This window comes from Acuticoccus mangrovi, assembly GCF_016411865.1.
Classification (GTDB): Bacteria; Pseudomonadota; Alphaproteobacteria; order Rhizobiales; family Amorphaceae; genus Acuticoccus; species Acuticoccus mangrovi.
Map to the genome: position 1 here is coordinate 339,764 of NZ_JAEKJA010000003.1, position 20,596 is coordinate 360,359.

Annotated in this window: 23 protein-coding genes; 15 read left to right on the forward strand and 8 right to left on the reverse strand. The window is 69.6% G+C overall.

Annotated elements, in window-relative coordinates; genetic code table 11:
• Positions 1-93: 93 nt before the first annotated feature.
• The 6 genes from JCR33_RS05535 to JCR33_RS05560 are packed head-to-tail and all read left to right on the forward strand — an operon-like array spanning position 94 to position 7,533.
• On the forward strand, positions 94-1,197 hold the full coding sequence (locus JCR33_RS05535) for a LacI family DNA-binding transcriptional regulator (RefSeq protein ID WP_198881023.1): 1,104 nt from the start codon (positions 94-96) through the stop codon (positions 1,195-1,197).
• The gene (locus JCR33_RS05540; protein ID WP_198881024.1) at positions 1,194-2,564 is read left to right on the forward strand and encodes an ABC transporter substrate-binding protein; all 1,371 of its coding nucleotides are present in this window, start codon (positions 1,194-1,196) and stop codon (positions 2,562-2,564) included. The genes JCR33_RS05535 and JCR33_RS05540 overlap by 4 nt, the downstream gene beginning before the upstream one ends.
• A 59-nt stretch (positions 2,565-2,623) precedes the next feature.
• The gene (locus tag JCR33_RS05545) at positions 2,624-3,919 is read left to right on the forward strand and encodes a carbohydrate ABC transporter permease (RefSeq protein ID WP_198881025.1); all 1,296 of its coding nucleotides are present in this window, start codon (positions 2,624-2,626) and stop codon (positions 3,917-3,919) included.
• A complete protein-coding gene (locus tag JCR33_RS05550; RefSeq protein WP_332461125.1) occupies positions 3,916-5,199 on the forward strand; it encodes a carbohydrate ABC transporter permease in 1,284 nt (427 codons plus the stop codon). The genes JCR33_RS05545 and JCR33_RS05550 overlap by 4 nt, the downstream gene beginning before the upstream one ends.
• The gene (locus JCR33_RS05555; protein WP_198881026.1) at positions 5,196-6,470 is read left to right on the forward strand and encodes an MGH1-like glycoside hydrolase domain-containing protein; all 1,275 of its coding nucleotides are present in this window, start codon (positions 5,196-5,198) and stop codon (positions 6,468-6,470) included. The genes JCR33_RS05550 and JCR33_RS05555 overlap by 4 nt, the downstream gene beginning before the upstream one ends.
• Entirely contained in the window at positions 6,463-7,533 is a 1,071-nt protein-coding gene (locus JCR33_RS05560; RefSeq protein WP_198881027.1) for an ABC transporter ATP-binding protein, read from the forward strand. Before JCR33_RS05555 ends, JCR33_RS05560 begins: the two co-directional genes overlap by 8 nt.
• Before the next feature lie 102 nt (positions 7,534-7,635).
• Here JCR33_RS05560 and JCR33_RS05565 read toward each other — a convergent pair whose 3' ends face one another.
• Both JCR33_RS05565 and JCR33_RS24845 read right to left on the reverse strand, forming a co-directional pair.
• The gene (locus tag JCR33_RS05565; RefSeq protein ID WP_198881028.1) at positions 7,636-8,532 is read right to left on the reverse strand and encodes a branched-chain amino acid aminotransferase; all 897 of its coding nucleotides are present in this window, start codon (positions 8,530-8,532) and stop codon (positions 7,636-7,638) included.
• A gap of 82 nt (positions 8,533-8,614) precedes the next feature.
• Positions 8,615-8,872: a hypothetical protein gene (locus JCR33_RS24845; RefSeq protein WP_232372290.1), complete on the reverse strand. Its 258-nt coding sequence runs from the start codon at positions 8,870-8,872 to the stop codon at positions 8,615-8,617.
• On the opposite strand from JCR33_RS24845, the gene JCR33_RS05570 reads away from it, so the two are divergent.
• From JCR33_RS05570 to JCR33_RS05580, 3 genes are read left to right on the forward strand one after another with little or no spacing between them, the layout of a single operon-like run.
• Positions 8,852-9,193, forward strand: coding sequence for a MarR family winged helix-turn-helix transcriptional regulator (locus JCR33_RS05570; RefSeq protein ID WP_232372299.1), 342 nt, complete (start codon positions 8,852-8,854; stop codon positions 9,191-9,193). The two genes, JCR33_RS24845 and JCR33_RS05570, sit on opposite strands and share 21 nt — an antisense overlap.
• Positions 9,193-9,900 (forward strand): response regulator, encoded by a 708-nt coding sequence (locus tag JCR33_RS05575; protein WP_198881030.1) that lies wholly within the window; start codon positions 9,193-9,195, stop codon positions 9,898-9,900. The genes JCR33_RS05570 and JCR33_RS05575 overlap by 1 nt, the downstream gene beginning before the upstream one ends.
• A 5-nt stretch (positions 9,901-9,905) precedes the next feature.
• Positions 9,906-11,282 (forward strand): ATP-binding protein, encoded by a 1,377-nt coding sequence (locus JCR33_RS05580; protein ID WP_198881031.1) that lies wholly within the window; start codon positions 9,906-9,908, stop codon positions 11,280-11,282.
• A gap of 22 nt (positions 11,283-11,304) precedes the next feature.
• Here the strand turns inward: JCR33_RS05580 and JCR33_RS05585 are convergent, their stop codons facing one another.
• The 5 genes from JCR33_RS05585 to JCR33_RS05605 form a co-directional block, all read right to left on the reverse strand.
• On the reverse strand, positions 11,305-11,646 hold the full coding sequence (locus tag JCR33_RS05585) for a tRNA-binding protein (RefSeq protein ID WP_198881032.1): 342 nt from the start codon (positions 11,644-11,646) through the stop codon (positions 11,305-11,307).
• Between the two features lie 95 nt (positions 11,647-11,741).
• Positions 11,742-12,551 (reverse strand): TetR family transcriptional regulator, encoded by an 810-nt coding sequence (locus tag JCR33_RS05590; RefSeq protein ID WP_198881033.1) that lies wholly within the window; start codon positions 12,549-12,551, stop codon positions 11,742-11,744.
• A 36-nt stretch (positions 12,552-12,587) separates the two neighbouring features.
• On the reverse strand, positions 12,588-13,391 hold the full coding sequence (gene proC / locus JCR33_RS05595; protein WP_198881034.1) for a pyrroline-5-carboxylate reductase: 804 nt from the start codon (positions 13,389-13,391) through the stop codon (positions 12,588-12,590).
• Positions 13,392-13,395: 4 nt separating this feature from the next.
• The gene (locus JCR33_RS05600) at positions 13,396-13,899 is read right to left on the reverse strand and encodes a type III secretion system chaperone family protein (RefSeq protein ID WP_198881035.1); all 504 of its coding nucleotides are present in this window, start codon (positions 13,897-13,899) and stop codon (positions 13,396-13,398) included.
• Positions 13,900-14,069: 170 nt separating this feature from the next.
• Entirely contained in the window at positions 14,070-14,330 is a 261-nt protein-coding gene (locus tag JCR33_RS05605; protein WP_198881036.1) for an accessory factor UbiK family protein, read from the reverse strand.
• Between the two features lie 156 nt (positions 14,331-14,486).
• Between JCR33_RS05605 and lgt the strand changes: the two genes are divergently transcribed.
• From lgt to JCR33_RS05635, 6 genes are all read left to right on the forward strand, one after another.
• Positions 14,487-15,341 (forward strand): prolipoprotein diacylglyceryl transferase, encoded by an 855-nt coding sequence (lgt, locus tag JCR33_RS05610; protein WP_198881037.1) that lies wholly within the window; start codon positions 14,487-14,489, stop codon positions 15,339-15,341.
• Positions 15,338-16,420 (forward strand): class I SAM-dependent methyltransferase, encoded by a 1,083-nt coding sequence (locus JCR33_RS05615; protein WP_198881038.1) that lies wholly within the window; start codon positions 15,338-15,340, stop codon positions 16,418-16,420. The genes lgt and JCR33_RS05615 overlap by 4 nt, the downstream gene beginning before the upstream one ends.
• A 35-nt stretch (positions 16,421-16,455) precedes the next feature.
• Positions 16,456-17,232 carry a peptidoglycan editing factor PgeF gene (pgeF, locus tag JCR33_RS05620; RefSeq protein ID WP_198881246.1) on the forward strand — a complete coding sequence of 259 codons (777 nt, stop codon included), beginning with the start codon at positions 16,456-16,458 and terminating at the stop codon, positions 17,230-17,232.
• Positions 17,233-17,234: 2 nt separating this feature from the next.
• Complete coding sequence (locus JCR33_RS05625) at positions 17,235-18,386, forward strand: M24 family metallopeptidase (protein WP_198881039.1); 1,152 nt, start codon at positions 17,235-17,237, stop codon at positions 18,384-18,386.
• Complete coding sequence (locus JCR33_RS05630; protein WP_198881040.1) at positions 18,383-18,874, forward strand: hypothetical protein; 492 nt, start codon at positions 18,383-18,385, stop codon at positions 18,872-18,874. Before JCR33_RS05625 ends, JCR33_RS05630 begins: the two co-directional genes overlap by 4 nt.
• A 143-nt stretch (positions 18,875-19,017) precedes the next feature.
• Positions 19,018-19,950: a ribose-phosphate pyrophosphokinase gene (locus JCR33_RS05635; protein WP_198881041.1), complete on the forward strand. Its 933-nt coding sequence runs from the start codon at positions 19,018-19,020 to the stop codon at positions 19,948-19,950.
• 88 nt (positions 19,951-20,038) lie between these two features.
• Here JCR33_RS05635 and JCR33_RS05640 read toward each other — a convergent pair whose 3' ends face one another.
• Complete coding sequence (locus JCR33_RS05640; RefSeq protein ID WP_198881042.1) at positions 20,039-20,410, reverse strand: flagellar export protein FliJ; 372 nt, start codon at positions 20,408-20,410, stop codon at positions 20,039-20,041.
• Positions 20,411-20,596 lie beyond the last annotated feature (186 nt).

The window sequence follows — 20,596 nt, forward strand, 5'->3', positions numbered from 1 at the left end:
TTGTCTTCACTGAAATTGCTGCATGTCTAGGCGGCGTTGACGATTGAGCGAGCAAGGGCGCGAGAGACGCCCCTCGAGGAGCGAAACGACAGGATGGACGACGGAGGAACGCTCCGGGCCAAGCCCGGACGGGAACGGGGCCGCAAGGGCCCGGCACGGCTGACGATCAGCGAGCTCGCCGCCCGCATCGGCGTGTCGAAGGGCACCGTGTCGCGCGCCCTCAACGGCTACCCCGACGTGTCGGAGGAGACGCGCCGCCGCGTCCACGAAGCGGCGGCGATGCACGGCTATGCGCCGCTGTCCACCGCCCGCCGGCTCGCGACTGGCACCACCCGCATCATCGGCATCGTGCGCGAGGCGCAGCCCGCCCCGATGAGCGAGGCCTTTCTGGGCGAGTTCATCGGCGGCGCCAGCGCGGCCCTCGCCGAGCGCGGCTACGACCTCCTCTTCGCCACCCCCACCAAGGACGAGGCCCCCATCGCCTCCTACCGCCGCCTGCTCGACGAGGGGCGGGTCGACGGCTTCATCCTCTACCGCAGCGAGACCGACGATGCGCGCGTGCGCTGGCTGCGCGAGTGGGGCGCCCCGTTCGTGGTGCACGGCCGCACCCGCGACGAGTCCGGCTACGCCTGGCTCGACACCGACAACATCGCCTCCTTCTACGACGCGACGACCCATCTCGCCGGGCTCGGCCATCGCCGCATCGCCATGGTCACCGGCCCCGAGCGCTTCAACTTCGTGCGCCTGCGCACGGTGGGCTACGTTCGCGCGATGGCCGAGATGGGGGTGCCGCCCCACCTCATCGCGAGCGACCTCTCGCCGCGCTCCGGCTATCTCGCGACGCGGGCGATCCTCGCCGGGCCGACGCCGCCCACCGCCATCGTGGCGATCACCGATGCGGTGGCTCTCGGCGTGATGCACGCCGCCATCGAGGCCGGCCTCGACATCCCGGGCGACATCTCCATCGTCGGCTGCGACGGCGTGGAGTCGGCCGCCTGGGCGGCGCGCCCCCTCACCACCATGGCCACCGAGAGCCGTCACGCCGGCGCGCGTCTCGCCGAGATGCTGCTCGCCCTCATCGGCGGCGCCGACCCCGACAGCCTGCACGAGATCTGGCGCGCTCACCTCCTGCGCCGCGCCTCCGACGCGCCGCCGCGCGCCCAAACACGCCAACGACAAACCGGGAGACCAGAATGACCCAACGCGCCGACCGGCACGCCCTCAGAGGCACGACCTCGCGCTGTACCCTCGCCGCCCTCCTCTTCGCGGCCGGCCTCGGTGCGGCTCACGCCGACACGATCCGCTTCTGGACTCCGGAGGAGCAGCCCGAGCGCCTCGCCAAGACCCAGGAGGTGGCCGACGCCTTCAAGGAGGCGACCGGCCACACCGTGGAGGTGATCCCGGTGACGGAGACCGAGCTCGGCACCCGCGCCGCCGCCGCCTACGCCGCCGGCGACTTGCCCGACGTGATCTATCTGACGCTCCAGTATGTGCTCCCCTGGGCCGAGGACGGCATCCTCGACGTCGAGACCAACGACGAGCTCGTCGACGAGCTCGGGCGCGACACCTTCGCCCCCGCCGCCCTCGGTATGGCCGACTTCGACGGTCTCACCGCCGCCGTCCCCTCCGACGGCTGGACGCAGATGATCGTCTACCGCAAGGACCTCTTCGACGAGGCCGGCCTCGCCGCGCCGACCACCTACGACGCCGTGCTCGCCGCCATCGGCAAGCTGCACAACCCGCCGGACATGTACGGCTTCGTCGCCGCCACCAAGGTCGACGAGAACTTCATGAGTCAGGTGCTGGAGCACGTCTTCCTCGCCAACGGGGTGACGCCGGTCGACAGCGACGGCTTCAAGCCGCTCGACGAGAAGAAGACCACCGAGGTGCTCGAATTCTACAAGGCCCTCGCCGACGCCTCCCCTCCGGGCGACCTCTATTGGGCGCAGTCGCGCGAGCTCTACTTCGCCGGCAAGGCCGCGATGATCATCTGGTCGCCGTTCATCCTCGACGAGCTCGCCGGGCTGCGCGACGCCGCCCCGGTCACGATCACCGACGATCCGACCACCGGTGAACTCGCCGAGAAGACCGGCATCGTCACCCGCTTCGCCGGCCCCTCCAACCCCGACGGCGCCGCCTGGGGCGACGTGCGCTATCTCGGCGTGACCGCCGACGCCAACACCGACGTCGCCATGGAGTTCGTCAAGTACGCCATGAGCGAAGGCTACGAGGCCACGCTGTCGATGGCGCCGGAGGGCAAGTTCCCCGTCCGCCGTGGCGACGCGGAGAACCCGACGAAGTATGTGGAAGCCTGGCGCGCGCTCCCCGTGGGCGTCGACCGCAAGGCCCCGCTCACCGATCTCTACGCGCCGGAGACCATCGACGAGATCGTCGGCGGCCTCGACAGCGCCGCCCGCTGGGGCGTCAAGGAAGGCCAGCTCGCCCTCGCCTCCAAGATGATCAACAGCCAGGAGATCAACCGCGCCGTCCGCCGCTATCTCGACGGCGAGCAGGACGCGGCCGCCACCGTCGCCGAGATGAACGACGCCCTGTCCAAGATCTGATCCGCCACCCGTCCGCGCGGCCTCGCGTCGCGCGGACCCCTTACCGAGGAATGCCGCCGATGACCGCCACCGCCGAGACCTCCGCCCGCACCTCCCGCGTCGGGCCGATCGCGCGGCGCGAGGCGCGTCTCGCCTATGCGATGCTGCTGCCGACGATCGCCATCGTGATGGCGATCGTGCTGCTGCCGCTCGCCGCCAACATCTGGATCAGCCTGAAGCCGGTGGAGATCGCCGACCTTCGGCCCCCCGCCCTCCTCGCCAACGAGCGGCTGCGCGGCGATCTCGAGGCGGAGGGCGACGAGGGGCGCATCCAATACCGCCTGCGCAACTCCTCGCGCGACATCGCCCTTGCCGCGACGACCCTCACCGACACGCTGCCCGACGGGCTGACGCCGTTCAACGTCGACCCGCGCTGCACCGTCGACGGGCGCACCCTCTCCTGCGATCTCGGCGCCTTCGGGCCCGGCGAGCGCGGCGAGGTCGAGATTCCCGTGCGGGCCGGCGCCGCCTATGTCGCCGATCCCGCGAACCCCCGCGACAGCGAGGCGCTCACCACCGCCGACGCGCCCAACGTCCTGACGAACCTCCACTTCACCTTCGACAACATCCGCGCCGTGTTCTCGTCCGACGAGTTCGTCAACGTGCTCGTGGTGACGATCGTCTACACCTTTTTCGGCACCGCCGGGGCCATCGTGCTCGGCGTCGCGGCCGCCCAGCTCCTCAACCGCGATTTCCTCGGCCGCCCGATCCTGCGCGGCCTCTACCTCTTTCCCTACGTGGCGCCGGTGATCGCGATGGCCTTCACCTGGCTCGTCCTCTTCGACCCCTTCTCCGGCTCCATCAACGCCATGCTGTCGCGCATGGAGGTGGTGGGCGAGCCGATCAACTTCTTCGGCACGCGGGCCGTGCCGGTCTCGATCTTCGGGCTCGAGTTCGGCTTTCCCCTCGCCCTCGCGATGGTGATCGCCTTCGAGGCGTGGCGCTACTTCCCGCTGTCCTTCCTGTTCATCCTCGCCCGCATGCAGTCGATCCCCACCGACATGTACGAGGCGGCGGACATGGACGGCGCCACCCCGTTCCAGAAGTTCTTCCGCCTGTCGCTGCCGCAGATCGTCGGCATCATCGCCGTCCTCTTCCTGCTGCGCTTCATTTGGACGTTCAACAAGTTCGACGACATCTTCCTGCTGACGGGCGGCGCCGCCGGCACCCGCACCCTCACCGTCGACGTCTATTATCAGGGTTTCGCCATCGGTAATCTCGGCGCGGGCGCGGCGGTGGCGGTGGTCATCTTCGTGATGCTCCTCATCTTCGCCCTCCTCTACTTCCGCGCCCTGCCGAAGGAGGAGGGGTTGTGAGCGTCGCGACGGATCACGCCGGGCCGGCTCCGGCGACACGCCGCGAGGCGATCCGCACCCCGGTCCCGGGCTGGCTCGTCGCCGCGCCGATGGGCCTCTTCTGGGGCTTCGTCCTGCACATCGTGGGCGGCGTGGCGCTCACCCTCGTCACCGGCGTGGCGATGACGCCGGCGGCCGGAGCCGCGGGGCTCGCCGGCCTCGTGACGGCCCTCCTCATCGCCTGGCGCCCGGTCGCCGAGCGCACTCTCCCCTTCCTCGTGGTCGCCGGCGCGGTGTTCCTGGTGGTGCTCTTCGCCGCCGCCTTCGCCGCCCCCTACACGGTGGGGCTCGGCACCGCCCCCGTCGGCGAGGCGGTCGTGCTCGCCCTCACCGCGGCGGGGCTCGTCGCGACGCTCGCGGTGTCGCTGAAACCCTTGACCCTCGGCCGGCAGAGCCGCCGCACCACCGAGACGGCGCTCGCCGCCTCCCTCGGCATCTTCGGCCATCTCTTCTTCGCCGCCATCGTCGTCCTGCCCTTCTACGTGCTGCTGATGACGAGCTTCAAAACCCAGCAGGCGCTGATCGCGAACCCGCTCGACCTGTCGATCGACCTTTCCAAGGGGCTCGGCCTCTTCACCTCCTACCTGGAGCTCTTCACCACCTACGACTTCGGCCGCTACATGCTGATCTCGTTCGTGGTCTCCTCGGCGACGGTGCTCATCTGCCTCGCCTTCGCGGTGCCCGGCGCCTACGCCGTGGCGCGGCTCGACTTTCCCGGCCGCCAGCCGCTGTCGCGCTCGATCCTGCTCATCTATCTGGTGCCGGCGATCGTGCTGGTGATCCCGCTCTACGCCGTGTTCTCCCAGCTCGGGCTGCGCAACTCGCTCGTCGGCCTCCTCATCGTCTACCCGGCGACCACGCTGCCGGTGGCGATCTACATGCTCGCCGGCTACTTCCGCGGCGTGCCGCGCGAACTCGAGGAAGCCGGGCTAATGGACGGGCTGACGCGGCTCGGCGTCATCCGCCGCATCACGCTGCCGCTCTCGCTGCCGGCGCTGACCTCGGTGGGCCTCTACGTCTTCATGATCGCGTGGAACGAGTTCCTGTTCGCCTTCATGTTCCTCGACGATCCCAAGATCTTCACCCTCTCCCGTGCGGTGGTGTCGCTCAACTCCTCGGAGGTGCCGCGGCAATATCTGATGGCGGGGGCCGTGGTGACAACGATACCGATCCTCTTTCTGTTTCTTCTAGCGGAGCGTTTCATGGTGAAGGGTCTGACGGCCGGAGGGGTGAAGGGATGATGGCAAGTCCCGCCGAGCGCGACACCGAGGCCGCCGCGATCCTCGCCGCCAACGACCGCGGCGGCTTCTCGGTCCCCACCAAGGGCCTCTATCCGTTCCAGTGGAACTGGGACTCCGCCTTCGCCGCCATGGGCTACGCCCACGCGAGCGGCGAGCGGGCGGTGCAGGAGCTCCAGTCGCTCGTCGCCGGCCAGTGGCCGAACGGCATGATCCCCCACATCATCTTCCACCGGCCCGATCCGGGCTACTTCCCGGGGCCTGAGGTGTGGGAGACGGCGATGACGCCGCCCACCTCCGGCATCACCCAACCGCCGGTGCTCGCGATCGCGATCGCCGCCCTCGCCGATCGCGGCGTCCTCGCCGGCGAGCGCCTCGCCGATCTCCTCGAGGCGGCCGACCGCTCCCACGCCTTCTTCTTCGAGGCGCGGCGCGACCCGGCGACCAACGTCGTCGGCGTGGTGCACCCCTGGGAGTCCGGCCGCGACAACATGCCGGACTGGGACGACGCGCTCGCCGCCGTCGACGCCTCCAAGGTCAAGCCCTTCGTGCGGCGCGACACCAGCCACATCGACGCCGCCATGCGCCCCACCAAGGAGCAGTACGAACGCTATATCGCCCTCGTCGAGTTCGGCATCGCGGTGGGGTGGGACCAGCGGCGCATCATGGTCGAGGGACCCTTCTTCGTCGGCGATCCCGGCATCGCCGCGGTGCTGGTGCGGGCCGAGCGCGAGCTGCAGCGCCTCGCCCGCACGATCGGCCGCGACGATCTCGGCGGCAACGTCGACGTGCGCCTGCCTGCCCTGTGCGATGGTCTGGAGGCGCTGTGGAGCGACGCCCTCGGCGCCTACACCACACTCGATCTTCGCACCGGCAAGCGCGGCGAGGCCGTCTCCTCGGCGAGCTTCCTGCCGTTCGCGGCAGGCGTCGTCGACGCGGCGCAGACCGAGCGCCTCAACGCCCACTTCGATCGTCTCGCCGCCCGCTGCCGCTACATGGTGCCGAGCTACGATCCCGACGCCCCCACCTTCGACGAGAAGCGCTACTGGCGCGGGCCGGTGTGGCTCGTCGTCAACTGGCTGATCGCGCTGGGCCTCGCCGAGACCGGCGACGCGGCGCGGGCGGAGCGGGTGCGCGGCGATTCCCGCGCCCTCGTGGAGGCCGGCGGCTTCTACGAATATTTCAGCCCGCTCACCGGCGCGCCGCTCGGCGGGGCGGACTTCACCTGGACGGCCGCCGCCTGGCTCGACTTCGCGCGAGGCACCGATGGCTGAGATCACCCTCGAGGCCATCACCAAGTCGTTCGGCCTCGTCGAGGTCATCAAGGGCGTCGATCTTCGCATCGCCGACAAGGAGTTCGTGGTGTTCGTCGGCCCGTCGGGCTGCGGCAAGTCCACCATGCTGCGCCTCATCGCGGGCCTCGAGGAGGTCACCACCGGCAAGGTGATGATCGACGGGGAGGACGTCACCGCCCTCTCCGCCCCCGAGCGGGGCCTGTCGATGGTGTTCCAGTCCTACGCCCTCTACCCTCACCTTACGGTGCGCGAGAACATGGGCTTTCCGCTCTCCGTCGCCGGCGCCTCCAAGAAGGAGATCAAAGCGGCGGTGGACGACGCGGCGGCCGTGCTGCGGCTCGAGCCGCTGCTCGAGCGCAAACCCAAGGATCTCTCCGGCGGCCAGCGCCAGCGCGTCGCCATCGGCCGCGCCATCGTGCGCGCCCCGTCGGCCTTCCTGTTCGACGAGCCCCTCTCCAACCTCGACGCGGCGCTGCGGGTGCAGATGCGCATCGAGATCGCCCGGCTGCGCGCCAAGCTCGACGCCACCATGATCTACGTGACCCACGACCAGGTGGAGGCGATGACCCTCGCCGACCGCATCGTGGTGTTCTCGGCCGGCAAGATCGAGCAGATGGGCGCGCCGCTGGAGCTCTACCGCAACCCGGCGAACATCTTCGTGGCGACCTTCATCGGCTCGCCCACGATGAACATCCTCGATTGCGATCCCGCAGCCGACGGCGCCGTCATGGTCGGGGCGACCACGCTCAGCACCGAGCGCAGCGTGGCGGACGGCGCGGTGCCGAGCAAGCTCGGCATCCGCCCGGAGGACATCGCGCTCGTCGAGGACGGCGGCGCCGACTTCACCGGTACCGTCGCCGTCGCCGAGCATCTCGGCGGCGACAGCTTCTACTATGTGGAAGTGCCGGGGGTCGGCGAGATCACCGTGCGCGCGCCGGGCGATCACGTGGCGAAGACCGGCGAGACGCTGCACCTCACCGTCCGCCGCGACAACATCCACCTCTTCGACGCGCACGAGCGCTGCATCACCCGCGCCCCCTGAGGCCCGGCACTGCGCATCCTCGCGATGGCCCCGCCGCCCGAAAACGAAAGCGCTGCGCCCCCGAGGGAGCGCAGCGCCGTTGTTCGTCCGACCGCTGTCGCGTCAGGCGACTTCGCGCAGGCCGGCGCCCGCCGGCTGAACCGCGGCGGTGTAGTCGGCCATCAGCTGCTTGGTGAGGGCGCCCACCGTGAAGCTGTAGGGGCCGATCTCGCCCACCGGCGTCACCTCGGCGGCGGTGCCGGTCAGGAAGCACTGCTCGAACGAGGCGAGCTCGTCGGGCATGATGGTCCGCTCGATCACCTCGACGCCGCGGGCCTTCGCGAGGTCGATCACCGTGCCGCGGGTGATGCCGCTGAGGAAGCAGTCCGGCGTCGGCGTGTGCAGCGCACCGTCCTTCACGAAGAACACGTTGGCGCCGGTCGATTCGGCCACGTGCCCCCGATAGTCGAGCATCAGCGCGTCGGCGTAGCCCTTGGCCTCGGCGGCATGCTTCGACATGGTGCAGATCATGTAGAGGCCGGCCGCCTTGGCGTGGCAGGGCGCGGTGGCGGGGTCCGGACGGCGCCAATCACCGATGGTGAGGCGGATGCCCTTCTCACGCTGCGCCGGGTCGAAATAGCTCGGCCAGGCCCAGGCGGCGATCGCGACGTGAATGGTGTTCATCTGCGCCGAGACGCCCATCATCTCGCTGCCGCGCCAGGCGATCGGGCGCAGATAGGCATCGGTGAGCCCCATGCGCACGAGCGTTTCGCGCTTGGCGGCATTGATCGCGTCCTTGCTAAACGGGATCACCATGCCAAGGGTGTCGGCGGACGCGAACAGACGGTCGGTATGAGCCTCGCACTTGAAAATCTCGCCACCGTAGGCGCGCTCGCCTTCGAATACGGCGCTCGCATAGTGGAGGCCGTGGGTGAGAACGTGCACCTTGGATTCACGCCACGGCACGAATGTGCCGTCCATCCAGATGTCACCATCGTGTTGATCGAAGGACAGAGCCATTTCGAATCCCCTCCCGTTGCGCATTCTCTATGCTTCGATTGCAGGGCAGCCGAAGGAAAGATCAGCTATGCGCAACAATATTTCAAACAAGCTCCCGTTCGGGACATTTATTCTCGATCCGGGGTCCGCAGACGTATGCCTTCTTGCGTGATACGTCAATATGGTTGACGTAAAAAAGCGCACTGCCGATTTGCAAGGCAGCGATGCTCAGATTGCGTTCGATCTCATCGAGCGGATCTTCTTCGGCTATCGGGACTTTGTCGGGGTCGCCGACGATGCGTTGTCGCAGACCGGATACGGCCGGGCCCATCATCGTGTATTGCATTTCGTCGACCGTCATCCGGGTCTGACGGTCGGCGAGCTGCTGACGATCCTGAAGGTGACCAAGCAGGGCGTGTCGCGCGTCTTGCGAACGCTGGTGGACGACGGAATGATCGAGATCCAGCCGGGCCCCTACGATCGGCGCGAGAAGCGCCTGTCCACCACGCCGATGGGGCACGACCTCGCGCGCTTCGTCGCGCGGCTCCAGACGGCGCGGATCGAGAGCGCGCTCGAGTCGCTGCCGCCCGGAAGCCGTCAGGTGGTGGCCGACTTCCTCGCCGGCCTCGTCGACGACGAAGAGCGCCCGGCCGTGCTGAAACGGATCGCGGGAGGGTGCTGATGGCGGACGCCTCCGAGCCGCAGAGCCTCGACGAGGCGCCGCACATCCTCCTCGTTGACGACGATCAGCGCATCCGCTCGCTGATCGAGCGCTTTCTGCGCAAGGAAGGCTATCGCGTGACGGTGGCCGAGAGCGCGGGCCATGCCCGCCGCAAGCTCGAAGGCCTCATGTTCGACGCTCTGGTGCTCGACGTCATGATGCCGGGCGAGGACGGCTTCTCCCTGCTCACGACGCTCAAGGCCGACACGCCCGACATGCCCGTCCTGATGCTGACGGCGATGGCCGAGCCCGGCGAGCGCATCCGCGGCCTGGAGCTCGGCGCCGACGACTACCTCGCCAAGCCCTTCGAGCCGCGCGAATTGTCGCTGCGCCTCACCAACATGATGCGGCGCCGGCCCGAGCCGGCGCGCGTCGTCCGCTTCGGCCGCTTCCGCTTCGACGTGCGGCGCGAGGAGCTGACCGCCGACGGCGACCCGGTCCGCCTCACAGACCGCGAGCGCCATCTCCTGAAGCTCTTCGCGAGCCGACCCGGCGCCACCATCGCCCGTCACGAGCTCGTCGCCGACGAGGACCTCGGCGACCGCACCATCGACGTGCAGATCAATCGTCTGCGCCGCAAGCTGGAGGACGACCCGGGCGAGCCCAAATATCTTCAGACGATGCGCGGCCAGGGCTACCGCCTGCTCGCCGACCCCGGGGAGAGCTGATCCCAATGACCGTCGCCGCCGGCAGCCGACCGCACCGCCCCCGCTGGCGTCGCATCGTGCGCTGGCTCGGGCTGCCGCCGCCGGTGGAGCGCTGGTTGCGGCGCCGGCTGCCGCGACGGCTCTTCGCCCGCTCGATCCTCATCATCGTGGTGCCGATGATCGTGCTCCAGTCGGTGGTCACCTTCGTGTTCCTCGACCGCCATTGGGAGAACATGACGCAGCGCCTCTCGGTGGCCACCGCCTCGGAGATCGCCGCGGTGGTGGAGCTTCTGGAGCTCTCCCCGCCCGAGCTCCGGCCGGTGATCCTGCAGTCGGCGACCGACAATCTCTTCAGCGCCGTCAACCTGCTGCCCGGCCAGCATCTGCCGGCGCCGCATCCGAAGCGCTTCTTCTCGCTGCTCGACCGCACGCTGAGCCGCGAGATCTCGCGCCAGGTCGCCCGCCCCTTCTGGATCGACACGGTGGAAAGCACGCGCTGGGTGGAGATCCGCGTGAAGACGAGCGCCGGCATCCTGCAGATCATCACCCGGCGCAGCCACACCTACGCCTCGGACTCGCACATCACCCTCGTCTGGATGGTCGGCACGTCGCTGGTGCTGATCGCCGTCGCCCTGCTCTTCCTCAAAGGCCAGGTGCGGCCGATCCAGGAGCTCGCCGCCGCCGCGGAGAGTTTCGGCCGCGGCAAGCCCGTCGACACCTACCGCCCGCACGGGGCGATCGAGGTGCGCCAGGCAGCCTGGGCATTCCTGGAAATGAGGCAGCGCATCGAGCGCCACATCGAGCAGCGCACCGCAATGCTGGCGGGCGTGAGCCACGATCTCAGGACGATCCTGACGCGCTTCCGCCTGGAGCTCGCCCTTCTCGGCAACGAGGAGGAGACGCGCGCCCTCTCCGCCGACGTCGACGAGATGCAGGCGATGCTCGAGGACTATCTCGCCTTCGCCCGTACCGATATCGACGAGCATGCGGACGACGTCGTCGTCGCGAGCCTCATCGCCGAGGCGGTGCGCGGCTATCCCAAGGTGAAGACCTTCGTGCCGGAGGAGCTGACGGCGCCGGTGCGGCCCACGGCGACGCGGCGTCTGATCGCCAATCTGGTGGGCAACGCGGTCGCCTATGCCCACCGCGTGGAGGTGCGCGCGAGCACCGGTAAGTCGCTCATCGTCACCGTCGACGACGACGGGCCCGGCATTCCGGAGAGCGAGCGGCGGGCGGTGTTCCAGCCCTTCTACCGCCTCGACAGCGCACGCAACCGCAACCGCGGCGGGACCGGCCTCGGCCTCACCATCGCCCGCGACATCGCCCGCCGACAGGGCGGCGACGTGGTGCTCGGCGAGAGCCCGCTCGGCGGCCTGCGCGCCACCGTCCGCCTGCCGCTCTGACGACCTCCGTCGCGGCCGACGGCTACATCAGCCGCGCGCCGTCGGGCGCGGTCTTGTCGGGTACGGCGAGCACGATGGCGCCGCTCTCGTCGGCAAAGCCGAGCGTCAGCACCTCGGACATGAACTTGCCGATCTGGCGCGGCGGGAAGTTCACCACCGCCATCACCTTGCGGCCGACGAGGCTCTCGGGGGTGTAGTGGTGGGTGATCTGGGCGGAGGAGCGCTTCTCGCCCACCTCCGGCCCGAAGTCGATCCGCAGCTTGATGGCCGGCTTGCGCGCCTCGGGATAGGGCTCGGCCGCCACCACCGTGCCGATGCGAATGTCCACTTTGAGGAAGTCGTCGAAGCTGATGGTGTCGGTCACGCTGGGCTCGCTGCTGAGTGTCGTCGCGGCCCGGCGTAAGCGGCTTGGCGACGAGGCGCAAGCGGCGCGGAGCGCCCGCGGTGGGGCGGCGCGCCTTACTCCGCCTCGTCGGCTGCGGCGCGCTTCGACCGGGTGCGGCGCGACGGCGTGGCGGCGCTCCTCGCGCGCGGGGTGCGCGCCCGCTTGCGCGCCGCAGGCTTCGTCGGCGCAGGCTCCTGCGCGACCGGCTCCGCCGCTGGGATGGGCTCGGGGGCCGGCTCGGGCGGCGTCGCGGGCTCCTCTTCCGTCGTGGAGGCGGTGGCCGCCGGCGGCTCGGTGACGTTGCTCATCGCCGGGCCAAACACGCGGGCGAAGCGCTCGTAGCGCTTCTGCGCGTCGCGCAGCGCCTTGTCGAGGCGTGCCATCGTGCGCGGCATTCCGGGATCATCCTCGTCGAGGAAGGTGCGCAGCACCTGCGCGAAGGACAGCGCGAGACCCTGGGTGATGATCCGCCCCCGCCAGCCCGGCGCGTCGATGCCGGCGGCGGCGAGCATCCAGCCCTGCGAGCGCAGCGCGACGGCGTTGAGAGCGACCGCCAGCGCCGGATCGCGGCGCACCGAGTGCATCAGGCTCTTCAGCGCCGCGCGATAGGGGCGGAGCGCGTCGAGCCGGCTCATCAGAACGTCGAACAGGCGCTCCCGCGGCGGCTGGTCCGCCATGTCGGAGAAGTCGCCGGCGAGCACGGCGCGATCGATCTTGGCGGCGAAGGCGCCGAGGATGTCGGTGCGGGAGGGAAAGGCTGCGGCAAGCTCGGCGAGACCGACGCCGGCGTGGTCGGCGATCGATCGAAGGCCGACCTCCTCGAACGGGCGGTCGGCGAGGAGGTCCATGGTGGCCTCGATGATCCGATCGGCACTATCCGACACGCCATCCTCCTGGAGCGGGCGCCGGCGCGTCGGGCGTCAGCTCCCGAGTTCGCGCGAGCGCGCTGTTGCGGCGGCCACGGCGCGCTCCATCAGAGGGCCGAGGCCGTCACCGGCCATCAGCACCTCGAGCGCGGCGGCCGTGGTGCCGCCCGGAGAAGTGACATTGCGTCGCAAGGTCGCCGGATCAAGCGGGCTGCGATCAAGCAGCGCACCCGCGCCGATGATGGTGCGGCGGGCGAGCACGGCGGCGACGTCGGCCGGCAGGCCCGCCTTCTCGCCGGCCGCGGCGAGCGCCTCGACCAGGTAGAACACGTAGGCGGGTCCGGAGCCGGAGACGGCGGTGGCGACGTCGATCAGCGCCTCGTCGTCGACCCACTCCACCGTGCCGATGCTCGACAGCAGCTTGTCGGCGAGCGCGACGTCCTTCTCGCCCGCCCCGTCGGCGACGGCGGCGGTCATGCCCTTGCCCACCGAGGACGGCGTGTTGGGGATCGCGCGCACCACCGGCCCGCGCCCCAGCGTCTTCAGCGTTTCGATGGTGATGCCCGCCGCGATGGAGACGACCAGCGTCGCCTCGTCCCGCAGGCCGGTGAGCTTGGGCAGCACCTCGCCCATCACCTGCGGCTTGACCGCCAGCACCAGAGTGCTCGCCGTGATGCCGTCGGGCGCGGTCGCGGTCACGGTGAGGCCGGGGGTCGCGAGCGCCTGCGTATCGGGCGGGCTCGGCTCGATGACGACGATCGATCGCGGGCTGGTGCCGGCGGCGAGCCAGCCCTCCAGCATCGCGCCACCCATGTTGCCCGCTCCCACGAGAACGAGCGGACGCTCCGGTGATAGCATCGTGTCAGGCTTCTCCAGCGGTTTCGAACAGGGCGCCGTCGAGCGCCTCCTGCGCATTCTTGCCCGCCCATACCACGAACTGAAAGGCCTGATAGTGGCTGTCGCAGGTTTCCACCGCGTGGGTGAGAAGGGCCTGGACGTGGCCCGATGCCGGCATCTCGTCGCCCGCGAGGAGCTGGGTGTGGCGGAAGATCACCACCCCCTCCTTGCTCCACAGGTCGAAATGGCCCATCCACATTCGCTCGTTCACGAGGGCGAGGAGGCGCACGACCTCCGTGTAGCGCGGCTCGGTCACCTTCAGATCGAAGGCGACGGCGATGTGGAGCGAGTCGAATTCGTCCATGTGGGTGAAGGCGACGTGGTAGGCGCTCCAGCGGCCGGCGATGGAAATGGTGATCTCGTCGTCACCGGCGCGCTCGTAGGTCCAGTCGTTTCCGTTGGCGACCTCTTCGATACGATCGATAGGATTGGCGGACAGTGTAAATTCGTCGTAGTCGATCAAGCTCATGGCTGATCCTTTCGGGCCCGCACGGCCATCCCCGAAGATCGGGGCGAGCCGCGCCTGGGACGACGCGTGAGCGCCAGGTTGGGATACGTGCGAATCCCTAAAGCGTCGTCTACAGGAGATCAGATTAGGTGCGGCGAGGAAAGGTGGGCGTCCCACCATCCACGACAGGCTCAGGCACTCTCCTTCTGGAGCTGAGCCTCGATGGCGGCGAGACGAGCCTTGAGCTCGTCCACCTCGTCGGCGGCGTTGGCGGCCATCTGCTTGACCGCTTCGAACTCGTCGCGCTGGACAACATTCGCCTCGGACAGCAATTTCTCGATCTGGGCGCGGACCGCCGTCTCCACCTCGCGGCGGGCTCCTTGGGCGACCGCAGCCGCGTCGGTGGCGAGGCGGGCAATCTCGTCGATGAGGCGATTGTTTGTCTGGGTCATAACCCTCTCCGTCGCGCGCAGCAGCATGACACGCTGCGCATGGGAAGCACTATGGTTCGACCAGGCTGGCCGCACAAGGCGGCCTTCCGGTCACCCTCTCGTTGCAGCCGGCTGCGAGGAGAGGTTCACTCTTGATCGTCCCGAGCGAGCAGCCCGATGTCCCTCGTCATTCCCTTCCCCACCTTCGACCCGGTCGCGATCAGTGTCGGACCGCTGGCCATCCGGTGGTACGCCCTCGCCTATATTGCCGGCATCTTGCTGGGCTGGATCTATGCCCGCTGGATCGCTCGGCAAGTCAGCCTCTGGGGCGCCCGGCCGCGCCCTTCGCTGCGCGATCTCGACGATCTGGTGACCTGGGTCACCATCGGCATCGTGGTCGGAGGTCGGTTAGGCTTCGTGCTCGTCTACAACCCTATGTACTACTCTTCGCATCCCATGGAAGCCCTGATGTTGTGGCAAGGCGGCATGGCCTTCCACGGCGGCCTCCTCGGGGTGATCGTCGCAGTCATCCTATTCAGCCGGGCGCGCGGCGTGTCGGCGGTGGCGGTGTTCGACATCCTGGCGGCGGTGGTGCCGTTCGGTCTGCTGTTCGGCCGCATCGCCAACTTCATCAATGGTGAGTTGTGGGGCCGGCCCGCCGACGTGCCGTGGGCGATGGTGTTCCCCGGCGCCGGGCCGGAGCCGCGGCACCCGAGTCAGCTCTACCAGGCCGGGCTCGAGGGGATCGGCCTCCTCGTCCTCGTCGGCGTGGCGGTCCGCCTCGGCGCGCTGCGCCGGCCGGGGCTCGCCCTCGGCCTCTTCGGCGCCGGCTACGGCCTCGCCCGCATCATCGGCGAGCAGTTCCGCATGCCTGACGCGCAGCTCGGCTTTCTCTTCGGCCCCGTCACCATGGGCATGCTGTTGTCGCTGCCGATGGTGATCGTCGGCGGTCTCGTCATCGTGATCGCGCTGCGCCGGCCGGCCTACGGCGCCGAGGCTCCCGCGCCCGCCGCCCCGGAGGCGCCGCATTGACGCCGGTCGAGGAGCGCATCCGGCGGCGCATCGCGCTCACCGGCCCCATCTCGGTGGCCGAGTTCATGGCCGCCTGCCTCACCGACCCGGACGGCTACTATTCCCGCAAGGAGCCGTTCGGCGACGCCGGCGACTTCATCACCGCGCCGGAGATCTCGCAGATGTTCGGCGAGCTCGTGGGCGCCTTCCTGTTGGAGCGCTGGCACGCCGACGGCCGCCCCACCCCCTTCACCCTCGCCGAGCTCGGTCCCGGCCGCGGCACGCTGATGGCCGACATCCTGCGCGTCCTGAAGCGTGACCCCGCGGCGATCGCGGCGAGCCGCCTCGTGCTCGTCGAAGCTTCGGACCGACTGCGGGCGGTGCAGCGGGCGCGCCTCTCCCCGCTGCATCCGCGCCTCGTCTTCGCCGAGCGGGTGCCCACCGACCGGCCGATCTATCTCGCCGCCAACGAGTTCTTCGACGCGCTGCCGATCCGCCAGTTCGTGTTCCGGGGCGGACGCTGGTTCGAGCGCACGGTGGGGGTGGTCGACGACCGCCTCGCCTTCGGCCTCAGCCCCTATCCGGCGCCGCTCACGGGAAGCGCCGCCGAAGGCGGGGTGCGCGAGGTCCGTCCCGCCGCCGGCGTCGTCCTCGGCGACATCGCCGCCGCCATCGCCCGCCACGGCGCGGGCGTCGCCCTCGTCGTCGACTACGGCTACGCCGGCAACGCCGACCACGGCGAGACGCTGCAGGCGGTGCGCCGCCACAGCCATGTCGACGTGCTCGACCGGCCGGGCGAGGCCGACCTGTCCGCCCACGTCGACTTCGCCGCGCTGGCCGCGGCGGCGCGCGCGGCGGGCGCCGTCGTGCACGGGCCGGTGGGCCAAGGCCGCTTCCTCCTCGACCTCGGGCTCCTGGCGCGCGCCGGCACCCTCGGCGCCGGGCAATCCGAGGCCACACAGGAGGCGATCCGGGCCGCCGTCCAGCGCCTCGCGGGCGACGGCGAGGGCGAGATGGGCACCCTCTTCAAGGCGCTCGCCGTGACGTCGCAGCCAGATCCCCTCCCGGGATTCGGAGTTGTTCGCCAGCCGAACGGCTGATACCACTCGGCCGCCGGCAACTTGGACGACAGACACTGCTCACGCACTCCGACACGATCGAGGCGGACGCGCTCGCGGGCGGGCCCATCCGTCACGCCTTCTTCACCCGCCGAGGCGGCGTGTCGGACGGCATCTATGGCTCGCTCAACGTCGGCGCCGGGTCCGACGACGACGCGGCGAACATCGCCGAGAACCGCCGCCGGGTGGCGAACCATTTCGGGCTGCCGGCGGAGCGGCTCGTGACGATGCACCAGACCCATTCCGCCGACGTCCTCACCCTCGCCGAGCCGCCGGACGGGCGCCCCCGCGTCGACGGCGTGGTGACGGCGCGCCCCGGCGTCGCCCTCGGGGTGCTGACGGCCGACTGCGCGCCGGTCCTCTTCGCCGACCCGGTTGCCGGGGTCGTCGGCGCCGCTCACGCCGGCTGGCGCGGCGCCTCGGGCGGAGTGCTCGAGGCGACCGTCGACGCGATGGTCGCCGCCGGCGCCGCGACGGAGCGGATGGTGGCGGTGGTCGGACCGACCATCGCCCAGCCGTCCTACGAGGTGGGGCCGGAATTCGTGGAGCGGCTGACGGCGATCTCGCCCGGCGCGGACGACCTCTTCCACCCCTCCCCGTGCGACGGCCACAGCCTCTTCGACCTGCCCGCCTACGTGGTCCGCCGCCTCGCCGCGGCCGGGGTGGGCACCGTCGCCGATCTCGCGCTCGACACCTACGCGGACGAGGCGCGCTTCTTCTCCTTCCGCCGCACCACCCATCGCGGCGAGCCGGACTATGGCCGGCTCATCTCCGTCATCCTGCTGGAGCCCTGACGATGGCCCTTCACTTCGAGCGCAGCGAGTTCGACGCGCGGATGGACCGCCTTCAGGCGGCCATGGCGGCGGACAAGCTCGACGCCGTCCTGCTGTTCTCGCAGGAGTCGATGTACTGGCTCACCGGCTACGACACCTTCGGCTTCGTGTTCTTCCAGTGCCTCGTCGTGTCCAAGGAGCGGCGGATGGCGCTGCTGACGCGCTCGGCCGACCTGCGCCAGGCGCGCCACACCTCCACGATCGACGAGATCATCGTGTGGACGGACCGGGCCAACGTCGACCCCACCAAGGCGCTGAAGGACCACCTCTTCGAGATGGATCTTCTCGGCGGCCGCATCGGGGTCGAGTACGACACCCACGGCCTCACCGCCCAGAACGGCCGCCTGCTCGACGATCAGCTGCGCTCCTTCGCCACCATCGAGGACGCCTCGCTGATGGTGCCGCGGCTCAAGGCGGTGAAGAGCCCCGCCGAGATCGCCCACGTGCGCCAGGCCGCCAAGCTCACCGACGCGGCCTGGGAGGCGGCCATGGCGCGTATCGAGACGGGTGCCGACGAGGGCGAGATCCTCGCCGCCATGCAGGGGGCGGTGTTCGCGGCGGGCGGCGACTATCCGGCCAACGAGTTCGTCGTCGGCTCGGGCGACGACGCGATGCTGGTGCGCTCCCATTCCGGCCGCCGGCGGCTCGAGGCCGACGACCAGATCACGCTGGAGTTCGCCGGCGTCTGGCGCCGCTACCACGTCGCCATGATGGAGACGGTGGTACTCGGCACGCCCCGCCCGCGCCACGGCGAGCTCTACGAGACCGCCGCGGAGGCGCTCGCGGCGGTGACGGAAGCGATGCGTCCGGGCAACACCTTCGGCGCCGTGTTCGATGCCCACGCCCGCGTGTGCCAGGAGCATGGTATGAACGGGCTCCGACTGAACGCGTGCGGCTACTCGCTGGGCGCCTCGTTCGCGCCGTCCTGGATGCAGTGGCCCATGTTCTACCACGCCAATTCAGCGATCATCGAGCCGGACATGGTGCTCTTCGCCCACATGGTGCTCGTCGATCCGGAGAGCCACACCGCGATGGCGCTCGGCCGCACCTACCTCACGACCGAGGCTGAGCCGGAGCCGCTTTCCGCCATCCCGCCCGCCTTCCTAACGCGATGAAGCGCCTTCTCGCCCTCCTCGCCGTCGGCCTCGTCCTCGCCGCCTGCAGCGGGTCGAACCTCACGGGGATCGCCGCTGGCTTCAAGGAGCGCTCGCAGGCACCGCGGCGACCGCTGGCCGATCCAGCCACGGCGACGTTTCGCTTCGAGCCGTTCGAGGGGATCCCGGGCAACGTGTCGGACGAACTCCTCCAGCGCATCTGGGTGCGCGCCGAGCGGGAAGGCCTCAACGTCGTGAAGCGGCCCGACGGGCCGGCGGTGTTCGTGGTCGAGGGCTCGCTCAGCGCGGTGAGCGACGACACCAACTCGCTGGTCTTTTATTCCTTCGACGTGACCGACATCACCGGCCGCCGCCTCCATCGCATCACCGGGCGCAAGCGGTCCGAGGATTCCGACGGCGACCCCTGGGCCGGCGTCACCTCGCAGGACCTCGACGTCATCGCCCGGCGCCTCGCCCTCCTCCTCGACGCATGGCTCCACGCGGCGTGATCGAGAGAATGCCCGTCTCCATTGCAAGTTAGTTTCATTTTGTGCAAGCGGACATGGCGGGGCGATGACGCTCCACGGCCACGCTCCCGGCGTGGCGATGTCGATCGGAAGGGTCACCTTCGAAGAAGGCCAGGAAGGCGAGCATGAAGCTTGTTGCCGGAAACTCCAACCACGCGCTCGCCGAGGCAATCTCCGCCTACCTCGACTTGCCGCTGACGCAATGCACCGTGCGGCGCTTCGCCGACCAGGAGGTGTTCGTCGAGATCCGCGAGAACGTGCGCGGCGAGGACGTGTTCGTCATCCAGTCGACGAGCTATCCCGCGAACGACAACCTGATGGAGCTGTTGATCATCATCGACGCGCTGGTGCGCGCCTCGGCGCGGCGCATCACGGCGGTGATGCCGTACTTCGGCTACGCCCGGCAGGACCGCAAGACCGGCGGACGCACCCCGATCTCGGCGAAGCTCGTCGCCAACATGATCACCCGCGCCGGCACCGACCGCGTCCTGACGCTCGATCTCCACGCCGGCCAGATCCAGGGCTTCTTCGACATCCCCACCGATAACCTCTACGTGGCGCCGGTGATGACGCGGGACGTCAAAGAGCGCTACTCGATGCAGAACCTCACCGTGGTCTCGCCCGACGTCGGCGGCGTGGTGCGCGCACGCGATCTCGCCAAGCGGATCGACGCCCCGCTCGCCATCGTCGACAAGCGGCGCGAGCGGCCGGGCGAATCGGAGGTGATGAACATCATCGGCGACGTCGAGGGCCGCGACTGCATGCTGTTCGACGACATCGTAGATTCGGGCGGCACCTTGTGCAACGCGGCCGATGCGCTGCTGAAGCGCGGCGCCCACCACGTGTCGGCCTACATCACCCACGGCGTTCTGTCGGGCGGGGCGGTCGCCCGCATCGACGGCTCCCAGCTGCAGGAGCTGGTGATCTCGGACTCCATCGAGGCGACGGAGGCGGTCAGGGCGTCGGAGAAGGTGCGGGTGGTGTCGATCGCGCCGCTGATCGGTGAGGCGATCGCCCGCACGGCGCTCGAGAAGTCGGTGTCGAGCCTCTTCGACTGAGGCGGGCCGAACCATCGCCGGAACGTCCCAACGTTGCGGCACGCGGGGTGTGGCAGAGGTGCCACACTCCGCGATTTGCGTGATCGGCTCAGGCGGCGGCGTGGCGGGCTTTCGGCAGCCCCAGGGCGTCGGCCATCAGCTCGCCGGCATTGGTCAGCGCGTTGAAGAAGCCGTCGATCTCGCCGAGCTCTTCCAGCACCCGATCGCGTCGCTCGGTGAGATCGGCGATCGTGGCGCTCAGGTTGCGGCGCCGCTCGCGGGCCGCCCGCGCCACGGTGGAATAGGCGAAATTGGATGGGTCGGTCACGCCGTTGCGGCGCTCCTCGCCTTCGATCTGCTTGCCCAATTCGGCCCGGATAACCTCAAGATCGGCCATCATCCGCTCAAACTGTGCCAGCTGGCGACGCAGCGCCGCCGCCTGAAATTCCTTGGCCTGAATGGTGCTCTCTCGCGGCTTCATACTCGTGCCCTCAATCGCTAACGAGAGCACTCTAGCGGGGAGGCGTTGCGAATTGGTTCGCCTGGTCTCGGCAAACCCGAAGGCCGCGTTAACCGATACGATCGAGATATTGCGGGGGTGTTTTCCTGGCCGCTGCGAGCCCGCCCTCCGCCTTAAGACATCGTTTACCGCCTCCGGTCATGGTTC